This window comes from Vibrio sp. PSi01, assembly GCF_054960695.1.
The window spans coordinates 50,940-72,845 of the sequence record NZ_JBHNYN010000017.1; the positions used below are offsets into that span (position 1 = coordinate 50,940).

The window sequence follows — 21,906 nt, forward strand, 5'->3', positions numbered from 1 at the left end:
ATAAAAAAAATGAAAGAATGGCGTTACATAAAACCTTTAGCGACGGAAAATCTCATTCCGGATGCTGAAAAAGCATTAGGGTATCAGTTTAACGATACCTATATCGAGTTTGTTAAGCAGTATAACGGTAGTCGCCCTCCAATCAGTGTATTTAAGACGAATACATCGCAAGAGAGAACGATTAAATCTTTTTTATCATTCAACCCTACGGATGCGGAAAACATCATCAGATTGAACAAAGGAGTGACTAAAATCTCAGCAGACCTCGTAGCGTTTGCAATAGATAACTTTGGTAACTACGTATGCTTCGACAAAAAAAGTCACGAGATCTTGTTCTTGGATTTTGAAACAGGAAAAACGGAACTTATCGAAAAAGCGTTTGATGATTTTTTACAAAAAATAGGGCAACCAAAAGACATCAAATAAAAAACATCGCCAAATAGAATGAAAGTTTATTGCTAGTTAAATAGTAAGCGTCTGCGAACCGAATCATTGACTTCCTAATATCAAAACAGATACCGCCAACTAAGACGGTATCTGTCATTCTGCACGGCATTTTTTGAGAGACAGACTATTCCGTTTTTAGCATGCTCCAAGGAAGAAGAAGATGACCATGTTCATCCCCCACTCTTCAATTTTGGGCTTTCTCGTAGCACGCATTCAAGGCACTCACCCCATTACTCGATACAGGGTCAATGCCTCGTGCTTCAATATCAACATCAGAAATGCGGTATAGTTCAATTCAGTTATCATTATATTTACGATTAGAATGATAAAGCCGAATGATTTATCACTCATCCCAACGTCGACGAAGTGTGCTTATTTTTGCATCGGCACGTAATGAATTCCCCTCGGGGTCGCAAAGCTTTACTGACCCTTCCGGCAGCCCAAAAACACCTTCTATTGTTGTGCGAATCGATCCAACTTTTGCGTCTGCTCGGACCGATCGAGATCGGGTATAAATACCTTTAGAGTATGATGCAACAAGGATCTCTGGATTGACGACATCGTCGATTTCAGAATCCTTCGCTTTGGCTGTCTTTTTTAACAAATCCCCGGCTTCATAAACCTTAGCCTGACTTGGGTAATGCTCAAAATCGTGTTCACCATACTGGTCACTTTCATCATCGCTCTCTGCAATACCCTCTATCGAAGAGGCGACAAACCAAGTTACGTCATCTTCCTGCTGCCAAACCAAACCATCCTCTATGTGAAGTCTACGACGAGATTGGTTTGTGAAAATAGAATCTCCGTAGCGAGCACCTATCCCAGGTATGGATTGGAATCCATTCAAAATTAACGCTAAGGCATTTGGGCTTCCAACCACACCAATAAAAACTGAACAGCCTGCATGGCCAAAGTTGACAGACAATGCCTGTTGTACATAAACGGTGGCGCGCAGATCCGGTGATGACTCAGCCAATGGTCGCAAAGTCTCAGTAACAATATCGATGTAGTCGTAGTACCCCTTCGGAAGGCTATCTATGTCCACTTCAATGGTGTCTACAGGTTTTGGGGAATTAATGAAATGTAACTCATTAATCAATCGTTTCATGTTTAGATCTCCAAGTTCTCAATGAGGGTAATGTTCAGGTGTAGCAAAATCGGAAAGCTTAATCACTCAGACGCTTATTTTCGCTCGACAAGGCGTCCATAATGAGACCCATCTGTTTCAGCATTTGGGTATCAGAATCTTCTAACCATTCATGATGTTTGGCCATCGCGTTCAGCTGTCTCTCAAGTGAAAACGATTTTCTCATCAGTTGCTCTAGCATAGGTCGGCTTTTTAATGTGATGGATGCAGAGTACGCCGTCCTTGCAAGGTGACATATATTTTGAAGATATAACTGAAGCTCAAGGATCGAGTTTTGTTCACTTAGTGATTGGGAATGTTCTTTCTTTTCATCTAACAGCCGATAAAGACTGGCCATTAGGTGAGAGAGCTTAATTGGCAGTTCAGGAAAATCGGTCTTATTCATATTGAGTCTGTCGTCCAAGCTTTTAAAATAAGCAGAGAAAATAAAAGTAAATTGAGAGTACGATTACGGATGTGCACCGTCGTATCAGGCCCACAGCGCACCACTTACTGACGATGATTAACCGACAGCGTAAGTGGTCGCTCGATAAGTAGAAGCAATAAAACGGAATGTTCCCTTACCAACAATATGATTTAACACTCTCACATCTTGACTGGAGCTCGTCGAGCATGATAAAGCTCGATGGTACAAAGCACTAAAGGCCACCAAGCCTTCTCCCCAAGTAATTTCCCTTGTAGGGGCTATCACGGCATTACAAAATGACTTATGGTATTCGAATATTTCTTCAACACCTTTTGCGACATCGCAACTCGAAAAGCATAGACAGGTATCTTTCAAGTGTGGCCACGCTATCTCATCAAACTCTTGCCACGTAATGAAGCCGTCCGTTAACGCAATACCCTCTTCAGATCCATGCCCGCTAAAATGCACATACTTGATGTGTTTATTTGCTGCATATTTAATGGCTTTTTCAAAGTAAGCTTTATTGACCACTTCAAAATGCTTTGCTGAGACCCCTTGTAACTTCAAAACCTCTTTAAGAGTCGCGCCTTCATATCTATCGTCAAAAATATCTTTTGCACTTCTTGACTCAATAATTAATATTTCATGTTTAGCCACAATCCATCGACCTAAATCATTATGTTTAACATTAACAGTATCTTAGGTCATTTTTATAGTCATGTCTTTGACATAATAGACAAGATGCATACAAAGAGTTTAAAACAGGCTTGGTCAGCAATGTTCTAACCCAAAAATCAGGAGATAAATGATGTTTTTTTGAGGTGGTTAGGGCACCAATCATATTGGAGTATTAAAAATTGAAAGTTACCGAGTTACGAGAATATAAAATCAGCCCCGGAAAAACGTCTGAATGGCTACGTTGGATGCACGAAGAGCTTCTCCCCTATCAACGATCCAAAGGTATGGTCATAGTCGACACATATATCCGAACGGACGACACCGACACTGACTTTTTTGTCTGGCTCCGAGAATTTGAGAATGAAGAAGCTAGACAGCGGATTTATGAAGAAACCTATAATGATTGGTGGATTAGCGAGATTCGCCCGAAAGTCTTTACATTGATTGACGAGACCTCAATTAGTGTCAAATTACTTCACTCAGTTGACTTATAAATCAACCGTAATGAAATCACGGTTCCTCTACCATTGATATGAGTTCAGGCTGAGCTGACACGACGAATTGATGGTATTCACCTTACCGATAAACGACTGCCATCACATATGCGCACCGATTAATTTGAAGGTTCACATTGCTTTTGCAATGATGCGGAACGACACAAAGGACATGTACGATGATTTCAGTAGCGTTAGTCGACGACCACATTATGGTGCGTTCAGGTTTTGCACAGTTGCTCAGTGTAGAAGCAGACATTCAAGTTCACAGTCAATACAGCTGCGCAGCCGACGCGTTCCACACTCTCGCCAACACCTCCATTGACGTGGCGGTGATTGATATCTCTATGCCAGATGAAAGTGGTTTGGTGCTGCTGAGTAAGCTGCGTAAAGCGCAACCGGACTTTCGAGCAATAATACTCAGTATTTACGATTCCGCCTCCTTTGTCAGCCAAGCCATTGAAGCAGGGGCCTGCGGTTACTTATCCAAACGCTGTGGGCCTGGAGAGCTAGTAGCGGCGATAAGAACCGTTGCCAACGGCGACCGCTATTTATGTGCCGATGCCCTGTTTAATTTAAGTAATGCATCGGCCACCCCATCCGTGCTCGATGAACTAACCAAACGTGAAGTTGAAGTCTTCAATCACCTGATCCAAGGCGAAGATGTCAAACACATTGGCACTGAGCTGTCGATCAGTCATAAAACCATTCACGTTCACCGTGCCAACATTCTCAGTAAACTCGGGTTGGCGAATAATGTTGACCTGATCCGCTTCGCGATCAAGAACAAACTACTCGCTGAATAAGCGATGGAACCATCACCGCTCCATACTCGCCCAATCTTTGCCGATGCGTTTTCCTACGCTTTTGGCTTTTTAGTTTATAGCATCAGCTGGTTTTGCTTATGGAATATTAGTCGCTATTTATCGCCCGATATCTTGCTGGCCGGTTTACTGTTGCCAAGCGGTCTGAAATTGGTCGCTTTCACGCTGGCGCGCCGTCCATTGTGGCGAGTCTTTGTGGCCAGCGAACTCATGGTATCAGGTGGCTTAGTCTACTTGTTGGCCGAGTTCCGCCATGAGTACTTGTTGCCCATTTTTGCTTTCTTGCCTTATTTTCTCGCCATCCCTTTTCATCGCTGCTGGAAAAATCTTACGGTCTATTGGCAAAAGATTCTGGCCCTCACGAGCCTCACTGTTATCCATGGTTTACTGTGTGGACTCACGATGTTGCTGTTGTTCAAACCGTTAGCCATGCCGGTGAGCTACATTTTTTCCACCACGATTTCAGCTTTAACCGGTGGTCTATTACTTGCACCGTTCCTTTATCTACTTTATGACTACTTACAGAAGAAAATTTGGTTACCACTGAGCCCTACCCTAATTCATCAAGAAGTGCGGTTACGTCCTTCTGCTTTACTGTGGGGAATCGCCTTCTTTAGCATTGGGTTAGTCGCAGAGCTCACCTTATTAGATCAAATGAAACCGCTGGCGCTGTTGATTATTTTGCTACCCAACATCTTCATGGCCTACCAATACGGTTGGCAAGGCGGTGTATTAGCCAGTGTGATCAACAGTATCTTACTCACAACGGCTAGGCAGATTAGCGGCTCCTTTGAGTCTGACCAAGAACTGCAAATTTTCATGATCACCCAAGCATTGGTTGGATTAGGACTTGGGATTGCGATCAGTCGTCAGTACTTACTCGCCAAGCAATTACAAAAGGTCAATAAGGATTTAGAGAGTGAGCTCGTCAATAAGCAACATTTGGCGCTTCAATTAGTGCAAGTCGAAGAAGCGATTCGAAAGTCCGTTGCCCGTGAGCTACACGATGAAATCGGACAAAATATCACAGCGATTCAAATTCAAGCGATGCTCGCCGATCGCACCAGCCAAGATGAGATGAGCAAAAACATCGCCAGTACCATCAATACGCTGGCGTTAAGAATACACAGCTCCACTCGTCAACTGTTGACTCAACTTCGCCCTCATACTTTAGATGAATTGGGGCTAGAAGATGCTATACGACAACTTAGCTCAGAAATGCGCTTTGCCGATCGACACATCGATTTTAAACTCAACTTCGGTCTGTCGCCCAATAAATTGGATGACATCACCGCCGTTACGCTCTACCGCATCACCCAAGAGTTGCTCAACAATGTCAGCAAGCATGCAAACGCCACGGAAGTAAAACTGAGCATTATGCCCGGTGATACGTTCAGTTTGGAACTAAGAGATAATGGTCAAGGGCTGCCTGACGATTGGCCCACGAAAGGCCAAGGGCTTAAAGGGATCAAAGAACGAGTCAGTGCGTTAGGTGGAGAGATGACCATTCAAACACGCCAGGGTAGCGTAGTGGTATCGGAGCAAAGCGAAAGACCGAATGAGCGAGATAGCACCTCATTCAACGGCACTCGCATCACCATCAACTTGCCAACGAGTACCTGACCTTAATGTCAATGATTTGTTAACTCGCCCACAAAAATCCCCCCTCAATGGAAAAACTAGGAATTTTTCTTAGTCGTTTATAAATTAGTCTCATTCATTATCTCAATCCGTCTAGTAACATCCAATCGTACTAAGGAGAACCAACCACATGATGGGGTTTCTTACAGCCGAGCAACCCGTTAAACCGATAGCGGATCAAAGTCAGATCAATGCCACTTATCACTATTGGCGACTGCACTTAATGCTGTCGATGTACGCGGGTTATGCCGTATTTTACTTTACTCGAAAAAGTTTAAATTTTGCGATGCCAGCAATGCTCAGTGACCTCGGTTTAGCGCATTCCGATATCGGCTTTCTCGGTACACTATTTTACATCACATATGGTCTATCCAAGTTTGTTTCTGGAATGGTCAGTGACCGTTCGAAACCCAGTTATTTTATGGGGCTTGGGCTCATCGCCACTGGTGTTATTAACATAGCATTTGGGTTGAGTTCCTCTTTGGTGATGTTTGCCACACTGTGGACGTTGAATGCTTTTTTCCAAGGTTGGGGCTGGCCACCTTGTGCCAAACTGCTCAACACTTGGTATTCGAGATCTGAGCGCGGTTTTTGGTGGTCTATTTGGAATACTTGCCACAATTTGAGCGGCGCTTTAATCCCTATCGTGATTGGCTTTACAGCCATGACGTGGGGGTGGCGATATGGTTTTATCTTGCCTGGGTTACTCGCCATTATCGTCGGCGGCGTTTTGTGCTTTCGCATGCAAGATAAACCAACCAGCATGGGGTTACCAAGCGTCGGACAATGGCGTCACGATGAATTAGAAAAACGTCATGAACAAGAAGGCAAAGGGCTGAATTTTAAAGCCATCCTTACAACTTATGTCTTGGGTAATAAGTACATTTGGTTACTGTGTAGCTCTTATTTTTTGGTCTATGTCGTACGCACCGCGATCAACGACTGGGGCAATTTGTATTTGGTGCAACGACATGGCTTCGAACTGTTTTCAGCCAATGCCGCTGTATCGATGTTTGAAATTGGCGGGTTTCTTGGGTCTTTATTTGGTGGTTGGGGATCGGATCGATTCTTTCACGGTAATCGTGCGCCGATGAATTTAATTTTTGCCTTAGGCATTTTTGCATCAGTAACCGCACTTTGGCTGACCCCACTAGACAATTTTATTGTGTTATCAGGGTGTTTTTTCTCCATCGGTTTCTTTGTCTTTGGACCACAGATGATGATTGGTATGGCAGCAGCGGAATGTTCGCACAAAGAAGCAGCAGGCACTGCGACAGGTTTTGTGGGGCTATTTGGCTACTTAGGCGCCGCACTAGCGAGTTACCCACTCACACTGATCATTGAACAATTTAGCTGGGAAGGCTTTTTCAGTGTCATCACCTTATCGGCGGCTTGTATCAGCCTACTGATTTTGCCTTTTGTCAAAGCACAACAACGTGCCGAAACACTGAGTTCCCCTTAAAAGACGTGCATCAATCCACGTGGGGACTCTCTGCTGACTCACGAGGTTTATTCATAACGTCACCATGCACACTGCATGATGACACCAACTTATCACTGGATGTGATAAGCACTCAATGCGCCCTACAACCCTACACTCTTGCATTGAGTTCATTATAATAAAGCAGAGGAAATAACATGAAAGTTAGTACTCACCGCAGCCTACTGGCCGCTTGCATCCTTGGCTCTGCCATCGCCGCTCCTCAAGCCATGGCCGATGGTCGCCTCGTCGTCTATTGCAGCGCAACAAACGCCATGTGTGAAGCTGAAACTAAAGCCTTTTCTGACAAATATGATGTCAAAACATCCTTTGTTCGAAATGGTTCTGGTAGCACCTTAGCGAAAATCGAAGCGGAAAAGAAAAACCCTCGCGCCGACGTCTGGTACGGTGGCACGCTAGACCCGCAATCTCAGGCTGGAGAAATGGATTTGCTGCAAGCCTACCCATCTCCTCAACTTGAATTCATCATGGATAACTACAAAGATCCGGCCAAACGCAAAGGTAACTACTCCTCAGCTGTGTACATGGGGATCTTAGGTTTTGGCGTGAACACTGAACGTCTGGCCGAGAAAGGGTTGGCGATCCCACGCTGTTGGAGCGATCTGACCAAACCTGAATATAAAGATGAAATTCAAATCGCCGATCCGCAAAGTTCCGGTACCGCCTATACGGCTCTGGCCACTTTCATCCAACTGTGGACAGAAGACCAAGCGTTTACTTACTTTAAAGATTTGGATAAAAACATTTCGCAATATACCAAATCGGGTGTGACGCCTTCGCGTAATTCCGCGCGTGGTGAAATTGCGATCGGGATTGGTTTCTTACACGATTACTCACTAGAACAATCCAAAGGGGCACCTCTGGAGCTCATTTCACCTTGTGAAGGTACTGGTTATGAAATTGGCGGAGTGAGCATCATTAAAGGCGCTCGTAACCTCGATAATGCCAAACTCTTCGTTGATTGGGTGTTATCCAAAGAAGGCCAAGAGCTAGCGTGGAAGAAGGGACAATCTTTCCAAATCCTCACTAACAAGTCAGCGGAACAATCACCGAATGCGCTTAACCTAGAAGATTTAACGTTGATCAACTACGACATGGACACCTATGGCTCCTCTGCCGAGCGTAAGCGTCTGATCAACAAGTGGGTCAATGTCGTGAAAATGGGCGAATAAGCCTACTCGGCGTCTCACACCGAGCAGCGTTCACACGCTGCTCCCTTTTTAATTTTTAATACGACTGTCTATCAGCAGGGATATTGTGCTGACGGACTGTCGCACCCAAAATTTGGTAATTTACAATGAATGACTTAGCAGCAGAATCGGCGAATCACCCGCGCCAAGGCGCTCACCAAGGTCAAAAAACGCATCGCAGGGATCCAGTTTTTTATTGGATTGCCATGTTGATCGGCGCATTTATATTGCTGCCTGTGTTTTCGCTCGACTATGGAGTGTTTGAATCCACCCCAGAAGAGTTCAAAGCCGCCATGGGCTGGAGTGGGATGAACATCTCATGGTGGTGGTTTGCTTTGCCTTTGGTATTACTGTTCCGACCATATCAAGCGCAAAACAAATACGCCAAAAAGCGCCATTACTTCGATATAGGCTTTTCCAGTGCGTGTATGCTTTTTGCTTTAATCACCTCATGGTACACCGAGCAAGGATTAGGCTACGCCAGTATTTTCCTATTCATTGGCTTAGGGGCTGTGATCACTCTGGCTTTCTCTCGACTGGAATACTTGGGCGGCGATACATTTGTGATCGGCTCCCTGCTATCGATAGTCCTGCTTATCTCGATTTTCATTATCTATCCAAGCATCGCCATTTTTGTCCCGATGTTTAAAGATGATATGGGGCAGTTCGTGATGTGGCAATTTGTCGACATCATCACCAAGCCGCAAATTGTTCAAATCATCATGAACTCCATCATGCTTGGCACTTCCGTTGGTATTGGAGCCACTTTCTTTGGTCTGATTTTTGCGATTTACACCACGCGTATTGCCAAACGTTCAGCTTTTATCGCGCGTATTTTCTCCATTCTTCCTATTGTAACTCCACCTTTCGTAGTGGGCCTTGGTGTTACATTGATGCTGGGACGCTCTGGTTATATTACCGAGCTCATGGCCGATTGGTTTGGTCTACAACAAACCAACTGGTTATATGGCTTCACGGGTATTTGGATGGCTCAAGTATTGGCCTTTGCGCCCATGTCTTTCATGATTTTAGATGGGGCAATGAAATCCTTGCACCCTTCATTGGAAGAAGCGTCTTATACCTTACGCGCCAATCGCTACCAAACCTTCTTTAAGATCGTGATGCCCTTGTTGAAACCGGCGCTGGCAAACTCCTTTTTGATCATCTTTGTTCAATCGTTAGCAGATTTTAGTAACCCATTAGTGCTTGGCGGTAGCTTTGATGTACTCGCGACTCAGATCTACTTCTACATTGCCGGCGCGCAGCTCGATTATGCGTCCGCTAGTACCTTAGGTGCCGTACTCTTATTATTCTCACTGGCGATTTTTGTCGTGCAGTACTTATGGATTGGTAAACGTTCTTACGTCACCATCTCAGGCAAGTCCTATCGTGGAGATGTACAACCTCTTCCGCCGTCATTAAAACACGGCGTAACGGGGCTACTTTATTTCTGGATGGCCTTCAATGTTCTGCTTTATGGCAGCATCATTTTCGGTAGCTTCACGGTCAACTGGGGCGTGGATTATAGTTTAACCTTGAACAACTACATCCAACTCTTTGGTATGGGAATGAGTGAAGGTGCTTGGCCATCACTGCTTACTACCATGACTTATGCAGGTGTGGCTGCACCGATCACGGCGTTCTTCGGCTTATTGATCGCGTACATCGTGGTTAGACAACAGTTCCATGGCAAAAAAGTGATTGAATTTGCCACCATGCTTTGTTTTGCCGTCCCTGGCACTGTTGCGGGCGTCTCTTACATTCTGGCGTTTAATGATGCGCCAGTTTACCTAACAGGTACCGCTGCCATCGTGATCATTTCCATGGTGATGCGTAATGTTCCAGTCGGCATTCGCGCCGGCGTCGCTGGTTTAGGGCAACTGGATAAATCGTTGGATGAAGCCTCATTGAGCCTGCGTGCCAACTCACTGAAAACGATCACCCATATCCTTTTACCCTTACTAAGACCCGCGATTCTCTCGACTCTGATATACAGTTTCGTCCGAGCCATGACGACAGTCAGCGCAATCATTTTCTTGGTCACCCCAGAAACTCGGGTTGCCACGTCGTACATCTTAAACCGCGTGGAAGATGGTGAGTACGGTATTGCGATCGCATACGGCTCTATCCTCATTGTCGTGATGTTGTCGATTATTTTAATTTTTGACGCGCTGGTCGGCGAAGCTCGTGTGTCTCGCTCTAAAGCCACCAACCAAGAATAACTATTGGAGATATGAATAATGGAAAATGAAAACTTTGTGGTTCTAAAAAATGTCTGCAAGAAGTTTGGTGATAACACAGTGATTGGCGACTTAGATCTGGAAATCAAAAAAGGCAGCTTAGTCACGCTACTTGGCCCTTCGGGTTGCGGTAAAACCACGGTGCTGCGCTTGGTGGCGGGGCTTGAAAAGCCGACAAGCGGTCAAATCTTTATTGATGGTGAAGATGTAACCAACACCTCGATTCAACAACGAGACATTTGTATGGTGTTTCAGTCTTATGCTTTGTTCCCGCACATGTCTCTGCATGACAATGTCGGTTATGGGTTGAAGATGCTCAAGCTGTCTAACAGCGAAATAAAACAACGTGTGGATGAAGCATTAAAGCTAGTGGACCTAGAAGGGTTTGGAGACCGGTTTGTCGACCAAATCTCAGGCGGACAACAACAGCGCGTCGCTCTTGCGCGTGCCTTAGTCTTAAAACCCAAAGTACTCCTGTTCGATGAACCGTTGAGTAACCTAGACGCGAACTTACGACGAAATATGCGGGAAACGATTCGTGAATTGCAGCAACGCTTTGGGATCACCTCACTTTATGTGACGCACGATCAAACTGAAGCGTTCGCGGTCTCTGACACTGTGATTGTGATGAAAGACGGGGATATTATGCAGGAAGGCTCACCCACCGATCTCTACAAGCGCCCCGCTTCCATGTTCATGGCAAACTTCATGGGAGAAGCGAACATCTTCCCTGGCTATTTTGACGGGGAAACCATCACCGTTAACCAATATCGAATCCCTGCAGACCCTATCATGGTGGAAGGTTTTCCGAATGATGAATATCAAGTTGGAGTGCGACCAGAAGCCATATTGTTGACCGACCATGGCGATGACAGCCAACGCTGCACTGTCAATAAAGTCGCCTATATGGGGAACATGTACGAAGTGGGGGTGACATGGCACGATCATGACATTTTATTGCAACTTAATACCTCGCAATTTGATGCGTCACTAGCGGATCACGCGTATCTAAGTATCAATCCGACTGGTTTATTCTTATTGCCCTTTAACGCATAAATGCGCATGTAGGGCGACAAGATAAACACCGTCAACTAAAGGAGCATTGTGCTCCTTTTGGGTTAGATGTGGGCCCTGGAGTATCGATGTACATCAATTAAGTCAATATCCCCATAACAAATGAGGGTGGAGCGCTTCTCGCCCTCATTTTATTCTTAGCCCAACCTTTCTAACACTGTCATTTCCTCATCCATTTCAAACACAATCAGGCAAACAACTCAGACTGGTCCATGTTAAAAAGCGGGTTGTCAAAGTAAGACGCTTCTATTTTCTGCTTTAAGCGCTGCTGTATTTGCTTAACTGTTTTGATCTCTTGGGATTGGGCGAGGAGCGCTTGTGACTCTTTTTTTAAATGATCGCGATACTCTCTTAACCCTTTCTGGCGTGCTGCTTTATTGCCCCCACCAAATCGTTGCCAAATCAAACTTTTGAGATCGTCACCATGCTGGAGTTCTTGATATTCCTGGTTTAATTGCCCAATTTTTTTGGTCAGCGTCATCGTTAAGCGTTCAAGCATACCTTCATCCATCACCATCTCATGATCAGGAAGATGCTGCTGAGCCAACATAAACAAGGCCACCACATCTTTGTCTTTCTTCGCTTGTGACATTTGCTGCATGAGCGCGCTTTTCTCGGACTTATTCTCTTCGTCCGTTTCTTTATCTGGGTGTAATTGTTTGGCCAACTGACGATACAACTTGGTTATCTGTTTATCACTGTAAAGCGCATCGCTCGCTTGATGATGTGACGGCTCGAAGTGATTTTCGTCATCGGCTTGAGAGAAAAAGTCTACGTCGGCTTGGTTTGATGGCTGCGCCAAAAGCGCTTGGTTGAACGATTAACGTAACGCTATTGAGTCCACAGGGTTAAATGGATTGGATTCTAAAATGATCAACTCTTCTTGTATCCAATCGTACAGAGCTTCACGTTGTGGCCCTTTAATCGTTTTACGCAGGATAAAAGAAATTAAGCGATGGATCCATTTCTCTGTCGCTCGGCACACTGCGCGTTCTTGCTTTTCAGTCGACGCTTTGAAGTCATGATAAAAATCATCCAATTTGGCTTGATAACGCTCAATACGACACTATTTTTTCTCGACGTCATCCCATAATTGATTAAGTTTATTCTTCTGTTTCGGAGAAGATGGAGTTGTCGTTAAGAAAGAAAGAGAGACAGTTGTCATAGTACTCGAGAGGTTGAGAAGTTGAGAAGTTGAGAAGTTGAGAAGTTGAGAAGTTGAGAAGTTGAGAATGATGATAGTAGTCTATCGCGTATTCATAGCCCGAAAAAGTAAGACACTTCATTTTGGTAACATTGGTGTCTCGATTTTTAAAGCGTATGACAAAACCCCTGAGCTATTATTTTTTGTTCAAGTCAGCTCCCCCCAATCAGCGCAGTTATGTTGTTCTGAAAGAGATAAAATCACCGCTCAGCATAGATGAGCTAAAACGGCTTGATCCAAACTGCTCATAAGCAAAACTGATTTGACTGCGGTGCAAAAAATCTCACTTGCCCACTCAGATGAAATAAGCACAACCTACCTCGTCAAGGCTACGCTAACACCTTAGATACTGGATTTACTTGTGCTGAACAGGAAAAGAATATAACTCAATGAAAATAGCCTCTAAATCACAGAGGCTATTAAGTATTCTCCAATGACTGCGAATTAATCTCGAGTTTCAATCCACTCACGCTGAATGTAAGGAGCATTTGAAGTGCTGTATGGGTGAAGGATATGGACGTAAGTTTCATTCCCAAGCCCCAGCTCAACACCAATGTTAACACTCACTGAACTGCCTGATAACTCTTCACACACATCGTAAATCGGCTGATGCGATAGAGATTGATAAACGTTATTTATCATGATGCCAACCTCGTATGATTCATACTGACCGGCGACATCTTTACACAAAATACCGTTAGAACTATCGCCTTGAAGACTCAACCGCTCTCCATGAGTTGCCATAATCCATGTAGAGACATATTCCCCATTAATGTTAATTGAACCTGCTACCGCATTCTCAGACCAGCTTCCACCATCGTCAACAGTCCGAGGTTTTACAATCTTCTCTACTTGATAAGGTGCATCATAGAATTCAACAGAGTACGTTTCTGGTGTAGGAGTCACGCCACCTTGAACCAAGAATCGGTACACATCACCATCTTTGCTGTCTGTGCTCATTAAATTAGCTAGCAAATAACGAGAGTCTGCATTGTCAGCTGGAACTTTTCCACTAAAGGCAATCAAGCGGCCATTCTCGATACTATAATTACCTATAAGGTCGCCAGTTATGTCACTTGGAACACTCACTGGACAATCGGACTTGTTCTCACCAAGAATGGAATAGATTTCACCGTTAATAAGTTGGATGGCTTCACATTTACGAATATCAGCATGTAAATTCAATACTGCACGATAAAGAACTTGATTTTCCATCGCAGCAATACTACTTGGCACAAAAAGTATTTCAGGTAAATTCAATGAAAGTGTCGTTTCTTCACTACCTGACTTACCGACGACTTCTAGTACGTATACATCTTTTTCAGCACCAGCAGAAGGCACACCGTCAATCGTTAGCATCGAACCACTCAAAGACAGATTTAGCCCATTCATCGTATTTTGAATTAATGAGAATTCAATGTCCTTTCCGTGTGAATTAAAAATACTATTTAGGTCTATCTCAATTGGAGCAATGTCGATATCGACCACCATCGGTGTGTCATATATTTTCGCTTGAGCTAAGTTTGCTTCATTTGAAATCAAAACAGGCGGGGTAGAATCATCGATTTTAATGCTAAATGAAAATAAAGCCCTGGCTTTATTTGTATCTGAATCTTCTCCTTCGTACTGGACAACAACTGTGTAATCGCCAGAACCTCTAATAGCATCTATTGAGTTCATGCCAACTCGCATCTGCCCGTTAGTTACATAAGCAACGAGGCCTGTTTTCTCATTGTACTTATCAAGTACAATGTAATTTGAAGCTGTATTGGATACGTGAATGAAATTAGTTAACTTGCCAGTGTTATCCGAGTCTTTGAATAGATCGGTTAAGTCTGCTTCAAATAAAGTAACCGGCTTCCCAGCAGAGTAGCCGTATGTAAGATCTAGCGCATCGAACTGTGCTTGTACGGTGTTAAAAACCGTAGGATTAACGTAAGTATCTGAACCGGTTGGAATTGTGTCATTCGTACCCGTATCACCGTCTACGATCATACGATAATTAGGGTCGGATAATTTATCCACAGGAATTTGGTCAACGGCTATTTTTGTATCGGTTACGAACTCGATTGGATTTAATTTATAAGCGATTGGATTTCCAGCTTTAGAGTCTGCCAAAATCTGGGCTGTTTTATGAAGCTTTTCATCTCCGTTCTCAACAAAGTCAACGTATAGGTCTGAATCCGAATCAAGACCAAGTGCTCCCTGAACAACGGCAATTGCGGTATCGACATCCGTTCCGCTTTTCTTCATCTCTAGCACTATAAGATCCGTCAATGGCGAGATCACTTCTGCAGTTTCAGGTGTATGAAGTGTATATTCAGCATCAAGTGGCATTGAAGGACGATCTGAGTCGGTTGTGTAAACCGCTTCATATTTACTGTCCATTCCAGCAAGCACTTGTTGTGCAGGCTCTCCGCTAACTAGCGTTTGTAAAGCTAATTGTTCAGAAGGCATTTCATCGATCGTTAATGTACCTGATTCATCGGTTAAACCCACAAACTCAGAGGCATCACTAAAGCTACTACTACCATCTTTATCGATGTAAACAACCGCATTTTGAAGATATCCATCAAAGCCAGTTACCGTATAGCCAGACGGCGAAGTGGTGGGCGACGAAGTGCTGTCACTATCTGAGCCACAACCAGCCAAAAGTGCAATCACTGAAGTCGCTAATATTGTTTTTTTCATTATTAATAAAATCCATTTATGAGCCAGGAAGCATAAAAATCTAGCATGATACAAAACCAAGTCAAGTGAACCTTATTGAACATGTAGGTCGCTTTACTAATAATGTAAACCATTATTACGCTTAGAGATTTAGAAAGACGATATAGTTCTGTCTGATGTGGTAATAATCCATTATCGCTTGCACGGTAAGCGATTAATGAAACAATAGAGTCTTATTCAGCTTCACTAATTTCAACGCTCCACGGCATCACATCCGACAAATCGTCAGTTGGAGTTCGTTTCGGTAACTCGGTGAACAGGTGCTGGAAGTAATAGTATGGATTGATGTCATTGGTACGACATGTCATTACTAAACTATACAAGTTGGCACTTGCTTTTATTCCACCAACGGATGCCTCGCCATCGCATCCAGTTGTCTCTCTAATGGAAAAAGATTTTCTCAACAGTTGCTCTAACATCGGTCGGTTTTTTAATGTGATGGGTGAAGAGTACGCCGTCAGCACGTCAACATAGGCTTGGTTTGATGGCTGTGCCAAGATTCCCGTAGCACCCAGAAGTAGCAATGGCGTTCTCGTTCCGCACCAATAGAAATATAGGAAGATGATGACGTTAAGTGTCAGGAGGCACTGAACACACTTACGGCTGTCACAAGAATAACGAAAACGAGTAAAGTTGGAAAATATCAAACAGGTAGCACTTCAACTATTGATAAAATTAATGTATAAACTAGCCAGCAATAAATAATAATTGCAAATACATCAAACACATAACAACGGTTGTCTATACATGAAAAAGAAAAGGAATTTGCTAAAAATCTCAGTTTTAGCTTCAACAATTACATTAGCGCTAGCAGGCTGCAACTCTGATGGCTCTTCAACAGGTACTAGCGATTCAAGTTCAGCGAGTGGTGCTTATACCCTGCAGGCGATTGATGGTTACTTAGTTAACGCTGAAGTTTACGCCGATATCGACCAAAACGGCACGCTATCCGATTCAGATAAAATGCTTGGAACCACTGGGGAAAATGGAACATTCACCGTAGAAAGTGACTATAAGGATTACCCAATCATTATCAAAGCCATCGCTGGCCAAACTTTTGATACCGATACAGCGGGAACCTTAACCAGTAACGTAGAATTAATTGCGGAAAAAGGCAGTGCTGTTGTGACGCCTTTCTCTACCTACGCGGTTAAAACGGGAAAAACGCTTGATGAAGTGGCAGCAGAACTGCAAATGGATGTCAGCATGATTTCATCAGACTACATTGCAAGTAAGAGTAACGCTGACCAAACAACAAAAGAAACCGCGAGCAAAGTGCACTTAGCCGCTCGTTCAATCACGCAAACGGTCGACTCCCTTGATACCATCGATACAGCAGGCTTTGAAGAAAAGGTTCTCGCTATAAAAAGTGCCGTGGACGATGCGTTTAATAATGCGAGTGATAAATCCAGCTTAGATAGCAAACTGATCAAACTTGATGATAGCAATCAAGCATCAACAGAAGAAATGCCAACGGGCACATTGCAATCCATGATGCTGGATAACGTCTATTACGGCATGAATACGAACAGTACTTATGCAAATATTGAAGGTATCTCAACCATCGCTTTTGAAGCTGAAGCCAATGAAGATGGCAGCGTTGGTTACACGTTCCACAATGAAAAGCATGACGAAACATTCAAAGACACAGCAACATTCAGCTACGATGGATTTTCTACTGTAGACAACGGCGAAACAATAAAAGAAAGCATTATTTATTACGGTAAAGATACTTTGTCTGGTAACAGTGAAGAGTTCTACCTGAATGTAACCAACGATGGCGACATGATTGCATTCACAACTCGATTAGATGCATTAGCGACCTTCTCTCAAGATGACATTATCAATCAAACTTACTACGTATTGTTTGATGATGCAGGCAGTACAACAACACCCGATGTCACAATGGTAAAAATGACGTTTAACGATGATAACACCATGGTTATTGTTGAAGGCAGCGAAACCTTTACCGATAAAACTTGGGACCTTATCGAGGGAAGCCTATCTATTTCAGGCATTTATGATGATGGTCGTGACTGGAACGTGACGCCAGCTGTGGGCAACGACAGCATGATTCTGCTGGTTAATAAAACAGAAAACCCATACATCGCTCACGTGATGGTGAAAAATGAAGATCTGGCTAACTCACTTTACCAAAAGTGGAGCAGCCGTCAGTAATACATCCGCCCCATAAACATCAGCAGAGGCTCCCTCTGCTGATTTATCGAGACAAAGCGAATTCCCCCTAGATAAAGACTTCATCATAGCAAGCTCGCGATTCCATCTGAGTTGTCCTTTTAAAAAATCCATATTCCACGGTAATAAACAAACCGGTGTCGTTTCAGCTCGACCGATATCAGTACCACCAACGACCTTGGCAGTGGGAAGAGTCACTAGATCTGTAGCTGTACGTATATCAAGGGCTAAACATCTCCCTAGCGCTTGATTCTTAATATGAGCCTCGCATCCGAAGACGATTAGCGACGAATCATGCCCCTCTTCACATAAATAAACAAAATGAATCATTAAACATTCATAAACAGATCAGACCATAGTCAACAGTATACATAACCCATTCGTTAGCGTATTATTTACGCAAATAAATTACCTACAATAAAAACTGGCTAGGATTCATCATGTTATTAGAGCTATCATTTGTTGGCTTCTTCTCCTTTACCTCGCTCTTTTTGATGCGAAAAGTCGCGAAAGCGGTAGGTTTAGTCGACAAACCAAATGAAAGGAAGTTACATAACGGCGCAATCCCACTTGTCGGAGGCATTTCGATCAGCTTATCGATCAGCCAGTACCTCGTTACCCACCCAGATGTCATCCCGCATAGTCAGGTCTTTTTGGCCTCTATCGCAGCGCTTATTGTTATCGGCGCCCTTGATGACAAATTCGATATCAGTTTCAAGATCCGCCTTATTGTTCAAGCCATCCTCTCCATTTGCATGATGTACTTTGCCGATCTTCGATTGGAAAACATCGGTAACCTTTTTGGGCTTGGCGATTTGCATTTAGGCTTTCTTAGCCCAGTCATCACTATTCTAGCGGTGATAGGCGCAATCAATGCCTTTAATATGGTGGATGGTATTGATGGTTTGCTCGGTGGGCTTGCTATTGTGACTCTGGGTGCTATCGCGATATTACTGAAAGTCGACAGTCAGCATGGCTTAGCGTACCTGTGCGTGGTGTTTATTGTTGCGATTATTCCTTATATCTTAATGAACCTCGGTATTCTTGGGCGAGAACGTAAAGTCTTTATGGGCGATGCGGGCAGCATGATGATTGGATTTACCGTTATTTGGTTACTGCTCGGCGCAAGTCAAGACCCATCAGAATCACTGATGCGCCCTATTACCGCCTTATGGTTAATTGCAGTGCCGCTTATGGATATGGCCGCGATCATGTTCAGACGAGTACGACGTGGCGTATCGCCATTCAAGCCCGACAGAGAACACTTACACCACATATTCCAACGCCTGGGTTGTACACCTCGCCAAACCCTCGCCATTATTTGTGCCATTGCCAGCAGCTTTGCAGGGTTTGGGATCTACGGTCAATTCTTAAAAGTACCTGAATCAACCATGTTCATCCTATTTCTGGTTTGCTTTGCTGCTTATACCGTAGCGATGAGTTATGTTTGGCGTATTACCAGTTGGGTTAGACGCTGTCGTAACCTTCCCGAAAAAGTGTATTAATGGCCTAGGTTCTTAAGAAAGAAGGCTCAAGAAAGAAGGCTCAAAAAAGAAGAATCAATGAAGACTTTCAAGCGAAGAGGGTTATGAACCAAAAGACTAAACCTGAACTCACCAGATAAACGAAAAAGGGCCCAACCTCACAGTGAGGTTGGGCCCTTTCTAAATTTACCGTATTTTGCGCTACGCCATTTTATCGAACGACTCGCTTTTCTTGTTTCTCGCTTTCTAGTTTTCTCATTTGCTAGCTTTCTAGCTTCTTCCACTTTCTTACGATTTTCGCCATTTTAAAAGAGTGTGTCATCGCGTAAGTGTGGAACAAGAAGCACACCGTAATGGTGTAGAACATAATGTATTCTGGCACTTGGAAGTATTCACCTAATAAACCCAGGGTGGAATAAATCAACTGTACCGAGCAAATCACAACGAGAGATTCACGTGGTGTAAAACCAATGCGTTGCATAATGTGATGAAAATGCTCTCGGTCAGGTTGGAACGGTGAATGCCCTTTTCGAATGCGACGGATCATAATGGCCATCATATCAATCAAAGGCACCGCAATTAACCACAATGCCGTCACCGGACGAATCGTATAGTGGCCGTGTTCAGGCTGTGTTCCTCGGATTAAAATCCAGATCACAAGAAAGCCGATCATCATGCTACCGGCATCCCCCATAAACACTTTACGTAGTTTGCCAAAATACCCCAAATTAAACAGCACAAAGGGAAGTAAGATAACCACCATCACTGCCATAAAGAAGGTATAAAACTCAAGGCCATGGGCATAGAACACCACACCTAACGATGTAAAGACCACTATGCTTAAACCACCCAAGAGCCCGTCAATACCATCCACCATGTTGAAGGCGTTAATTGCACCTATCACAGCTAATATGGTAACAACATAATCGATGACAACCGGAAAGTCCCAAACACCAAACCCAAACGCATTACCAACATGAGAAAGCGTTAGCCCAGTATAATGCATCACGATGAGCGTTAAGACAGCTTGCACACCCATGCGCAGTTTAAAACTGATATCGAAGCGGTCATCAGCCACACCGATCAATACCAGAACCGCTAAACATGGCCCTATCACCCCAGCGTTATTGATCTCGGCAGCATTCAGGTAAAAGAAGTACAACAAGGTAATACAAAGAGATATACCGCCGACCAGAGGAACCACACCCTCATGATGCTTTCTAGCATTAGGTTTATCAACTAAGCCAATGGCGTAGCCGACTTTACGCATACAATACAACACCGCAAGGGCAAGAAAGAAGAACATAGAGAGTTCAATAAGGTAATCAAACAGCGACATTGATTTAAGCCCTTTTTAGGTTTTTATTATAAAAAAGAGGATCGCAAGGGATCCTCTTTTTACATGAGACTATTGGGAAGCCATTAGTCACTTCCAAATAGATCTCGGGTGTACACCTTATCAGCGACATCTTGAAGTTCCTCGACCATACGGTTGGATACAATCACATCCGACATCGCTTTAAACTCGGCAAGATCTTTAATAACAGCAGAATGGAAGAACTCTTTATCTTCCAGTACAGGTTCATACACAATCACTTCAATGCCTTTGGCTTTGAGACGCTTCATGATGCCTTGAATTGAAGATGCTCGGAAATTATCGGAGCCTGACTTCATGATCAAACGGTAAATACCAACACATTGCGGGTTACGCTTGATGATAGAGTCGGCCACAAAATCTTTACGTGTGGTGTTAGCATCAACGATAGCACCAATGATACTGTTTGGCACATCCGCATAGTTCGCACGCAGTTGCTTAGTATCTTTTGGCAAGCAGTAACCACCGTAGCCAAATGACGGGTTGTTATAGTGCGAACCGATACGTGGGTCTAAGCCTACACCTTCGATAATCTGACGTGCATCTAAACCATGAGATTCAGCATAAGAATCCAATTCATTAAAATAGGCAACACGCATTGCTAGATAAGTATTTGAGAACAACTTAACGGCTTCAGCCTCTGTTGAATCCGTAAACAAGACTTCAATATCGCCTTTAACTGCACCCTCAACAAGAAGATTAGCGAACACTTTAGCTCGCTCACTTTTCTCACCAACAATAATACGAGATGGGTGCAGGTTATCGTAAAGCGCGCGACCTTCACGCAAAAATTCAGGAGAGAAGAGTAGGTTTTCACAACCAAGTTCTTGTTTAATCCTTGCAGTATAACCTACAGGTACGGTCGACTTGATCACCATCACCGCATTTGGGTTAATCGCCATTACATCTTTTATCACCGCTTCGACTGAAGAGGTATTAAAGTAGTTGGTTTCAACATCGTAATCCGTGGGTGTAGCGATAATGACGTATTCCGCGCCTTGATATGCAGTTTCTTTATCTAAGGTTGCCGTGAAGTTAAGCGATTTATTGGTAATGAAATCAGTGATTTCATTGTCAACAATTGGAGACTGCTTGTTATTCAGCATCTCTACTTTTTCAGCAACGATATCAATCGCAACGACTTCATGATGCTGAGCGAGCAGCATCGCATTAGACAGGCCGACATAGCCTGTGCCAGCAATAGCAATTTTCATATATTAACCATGGTGTTAACTAAGGTGAGGACAAAACGAAAGTGATTAAGTTCAGTACTGT

At 43.7% G+C, this 21,906-nt stretch carries 19 protein-coding genes and 1 pseudogene; 10 read left to right on the plus strand and 10 right to left on the minus strand.

Translation table 11 applies throughout. From position 1 onward, the window contains the following. Positions 1-9: 9 nt before the first annotated feature. The gene (locus ACFI6G_RS18320; protein ID WP_462710398.1) at positions 10-426 is read left to right on the plus strand and encodes an SMI1/KNR4 family protein; all 417 of its coding nucleotides are present in this window, start codon (positions 10-12) and stop codon (positions 424-426) included. A gap of 364 nt (positions 427-790) precedes the next feature. On the opposite strand, the gene ACFI6G_RS18325 is transcribed toward ACFI6G_RS18320, so the two are convergent. The 3 genes from ACFI6G_RS18325 to ACFI6G_RS18335 form a co-directional block, all read right to left on the minus strand. Beyond that, positions 791-1,555 (minus strand): hypothetical protein, encoded by a 765-nt coding sequence (locus ACFI6G_RS18325; RefSeq protein ID WP_462710399.1) that lies wholly within the window; start codon positions 1,553-1,555, stop codon positions 791-793. Between the two features lie 58 nt (positions 1,556-1,613). Continuing rightward, positions 1,614-1,979: a hypothetical protein gene (locus ACFI6G_RS18330; RefSeq protein ID WP_372007068.1), complete on the minus strand. Its 366-nt coding sequence runs from the start codon at positions 1,977-1,979 to the stop codon at positions 1,614-1,616. 117 nt (positions 1,980-2,096) lie between these two features. Next, complete coding sequence (locus ACFI6G_RS18335; RefSeq protein ID WP_241904387.1) at positions 2,097-2,657, minus strand: hypothetical protein; 561 nt, start codon at positions 2,655-2,657, stop codon at positions 2,097-2,099. Positions 2,658-2,857: 200 nt separating this feature from the next. On the opposite strand from ACFI6G_RS18335, the gene ACFI6G_RS18340 reads away from it, so the two are divergent. The 7 genes from ACFI6G_RS18340 (at position 2,858) to fbpC (ending at position 11,624) form a co-directional block, all read left to right on the plus strand. Next, positions 2,858-3,172, plus strand: coding sequence for a hypothetical protein (locus tag ACFI6G_RS18340; RefSeq protein WP_372007067.1), 315 nt, complete (start codon positions 2,858-2,860; stop codon positions 3,170-3,172). Between the two features lie 179 nt (positions 3,173-3,351). Continuing rightward, complete coding sequence (locus ACFI6G_RS18345; protein ID WP_372007066.1) at positions 3,352-3,978, plus strand: response regulator; 627 nt, start codon at positions 3,352-3,354, stop codon at positions 3,976-3,978. A gap of 3 nt (positions 3,979-3,981) precedes the next feature. Continuing rightward, the gene (locus ACFI6G_RS18350; RefSeq protein ID WP_462710400.1) at positions 3,982-5,619 is read left to right on the plus strand and encodes an MASE1 domain-containing sensor histidine kinase; all 1,638 of its coding nucleotides are present in this window, start codon (positions 3,982-3,984) and stop codon (positions 5,617-5,619) included. Positions 5,620-5,767: 148 nt separating this feature from the next. Then, a complete protein-coding gene (uhpC, locus tag ACFI6G_RS18355; protein WP_171343879.1) occupies positions 5,768-7,099 on the plus strand; it encodes an MFS transporter in 1,332 nt (443 codons plus the stop codon). A gap of 176 nt (positions 7,100-7,275) precedes the next feature. Then, positions 7,276-8,310 (plus strand): ABC transporter substrate-binding protein, encoded by a 1,035-nt coding sequence (locus ACFI6G_RS18360; RefSeq protein ID WP_016768891.1) that lies wholly within the window; start codon positions 7,276-7,278, stop codon positions 8,308-8,310. A gap of 224 nt (positions 8,311-8,534) precedes the next feature. Then, complete coding sequence (locus ACFI6G_RS18365; RefSeq protein ID WP_253821890.1) at positions 8,535-10,550, plus strand: ABC transporter permease; 2,016 nt, start codon at positions 8,535-8,537, stop codon at positions 10,548-10,550. A gap of 18 nt (positions 10,551-10,568) precedes the next feature. Beyond that, positions 10,569-11,624: a ferric ABC transporter ATP-binding protein gene (gene fbpC, locus ACFI6G_RS18370; RefSeq protein ID WP_016768889.1), complete on the plus strand. Its 1,056-nt coding sequence runs from the start codon at positions 10,569-10,571 to the stop codon at positions 11,622-11,624. A gap of 205 nt (positions 11,625-11,829) precedes the next feature. Here fbpC and ACFI6G_RS18375 read toward each other — a convergent pair whose 3' ends face one another. The 4 genes and pseudogenes from ACFI6G_RS18375 to ACFI6G_RS18390 all read right to left on the minus strand — a co-directional run. Then, positions 11,830-12,444 (minus strand): DnaJ domain-containing protein, encoded by a 615-nt coding sequence (locus ACFI6G_RS18375; protein ID WP_372007063.1) that lies wholly within the window; start codon positions 12,442-12,444, stop codon positions 11,830-11,832. A gap of 18 nt (positions 12,445-12,462) precedes the next feature. After that, on the minus strand, positions 12,463-12,681 hold the full coding sequence (locus ACFI6G_RS18380; protein ID WP_372007062.1) for a hypothetical protein: 219 nt from the start codon (positions 12,679-12,681) through the stop codon (positions 12,463-12,465). A gap of 609 nt (positions 12,682-13,290) precedes the next feature. Next, positions 13,291-15,537, minus strand: coding sequence for a hypothetical protein (locus ACFI6G_RS18385; protein WP_462710401.1), 2,247 nt, complete (start codon positions 15,535-15,537; stop codon positions 13,291-13,293). 212 nt (positions 15,538-15,749) lie between these two features. Beyond that, a pseudogene (locus ACFI6G_RS18390) lies at positions 15,750-15,929 on the minus strand (transposase domain-containing protein); the annotation flags it as partial. A 412-nt stretch (positions 15,930-16,341) separates the two neighbouring features. Here ACFI6G_RS18390 and ACFI6G_RS18395 point away from each other — a divergent pair. Then, on the plus strand, positions 16,342-17,754 hold the full coding sequence (locus tag ACFI6G_RS18395; protein ID WP_462710402.1) for a hypothetical protein: 1,413 nt from the start codon (positions 16,342-16,344) through the stop codon (positions 17,752-17,754). Here ACFI6G_RS18395 and ACFI6G_RS18400 read toward each other — a convergent pair. Then, the gene (locus tag ACFI6G_RS18400; protein WP_372007058.1) at positions 17,722-18,102 is read right to left on the minus strand and encodes a hypothetical protein; all 381 of its coding nucleotides are present in this window, start codon (positions 18,100-18,102) and stop codon (positions 17,722-17,724) included. The two genes, ACFI6G_RS18395 and ACFI6G_RS18400, sit on opposite strands and share 33 nt — an antisense overlap. Before the next feature lie 110 nt (positions 18,103-18,212). On the opposite strand from ACFI6G_RS18400, the gene wecA (ACFI6G_RS18405) reads away from it, so the two are divergent. After that, positions 18,213-19,277, plus strand: a complete 1,065-nt coding sequence (gene wecA / locus ACFI6G_RS18405) for a UDP-N-acetylglucosamine--undecaprenyl-phosphate N-acetylglucosaminephosphotransferase (RefSeq protein WP_102298294.1) — start codon at positions 18,213-18,215, stop codon at positions 19,275-19,277. A 241-nt stretch (positions 19,278-19,518) separates the two neighbouring features. Here the strand turns inward: wecA (ACFI6G_RS18405) and wecA (ACFI6G_RS18410) are convergent, their stop codons facing one another. Together wecA (ACFI6G_RS18410) and ACFI6G_RS18415 are read right to left on the minus strand one after the other, a co-directional pair. Beyond that, positions 19,519-20,595, minus strand: a complete 1,077-nt coding sequence (gene wecA, locus ACFI6G_RS18410) for a UDP-N-acetylglucosamine--undecaprenyl-phosphate N-acetylglucosaminephosphotransferase (protein ID WP_016801066.1) — start codon at positions 20,593-20,595, stop codon at positions 19,519-19,521. 83 nt (positions 20,596-20,678) lie between these two features. Further along, complete coding sequence (locus tag ACFI6G_RS18415; RefSeq protein ID WP_102392868.1) at positions 20,679-21,845, minus strand: nucleotide sugar dehydrogenase; 1,167 nt, start codon at positions 21,843-21,845, stop codon at positions 20,679-20,681. Between the last annotated feature and the right edge of the window lie 61 nt (positions 21,846-21,906).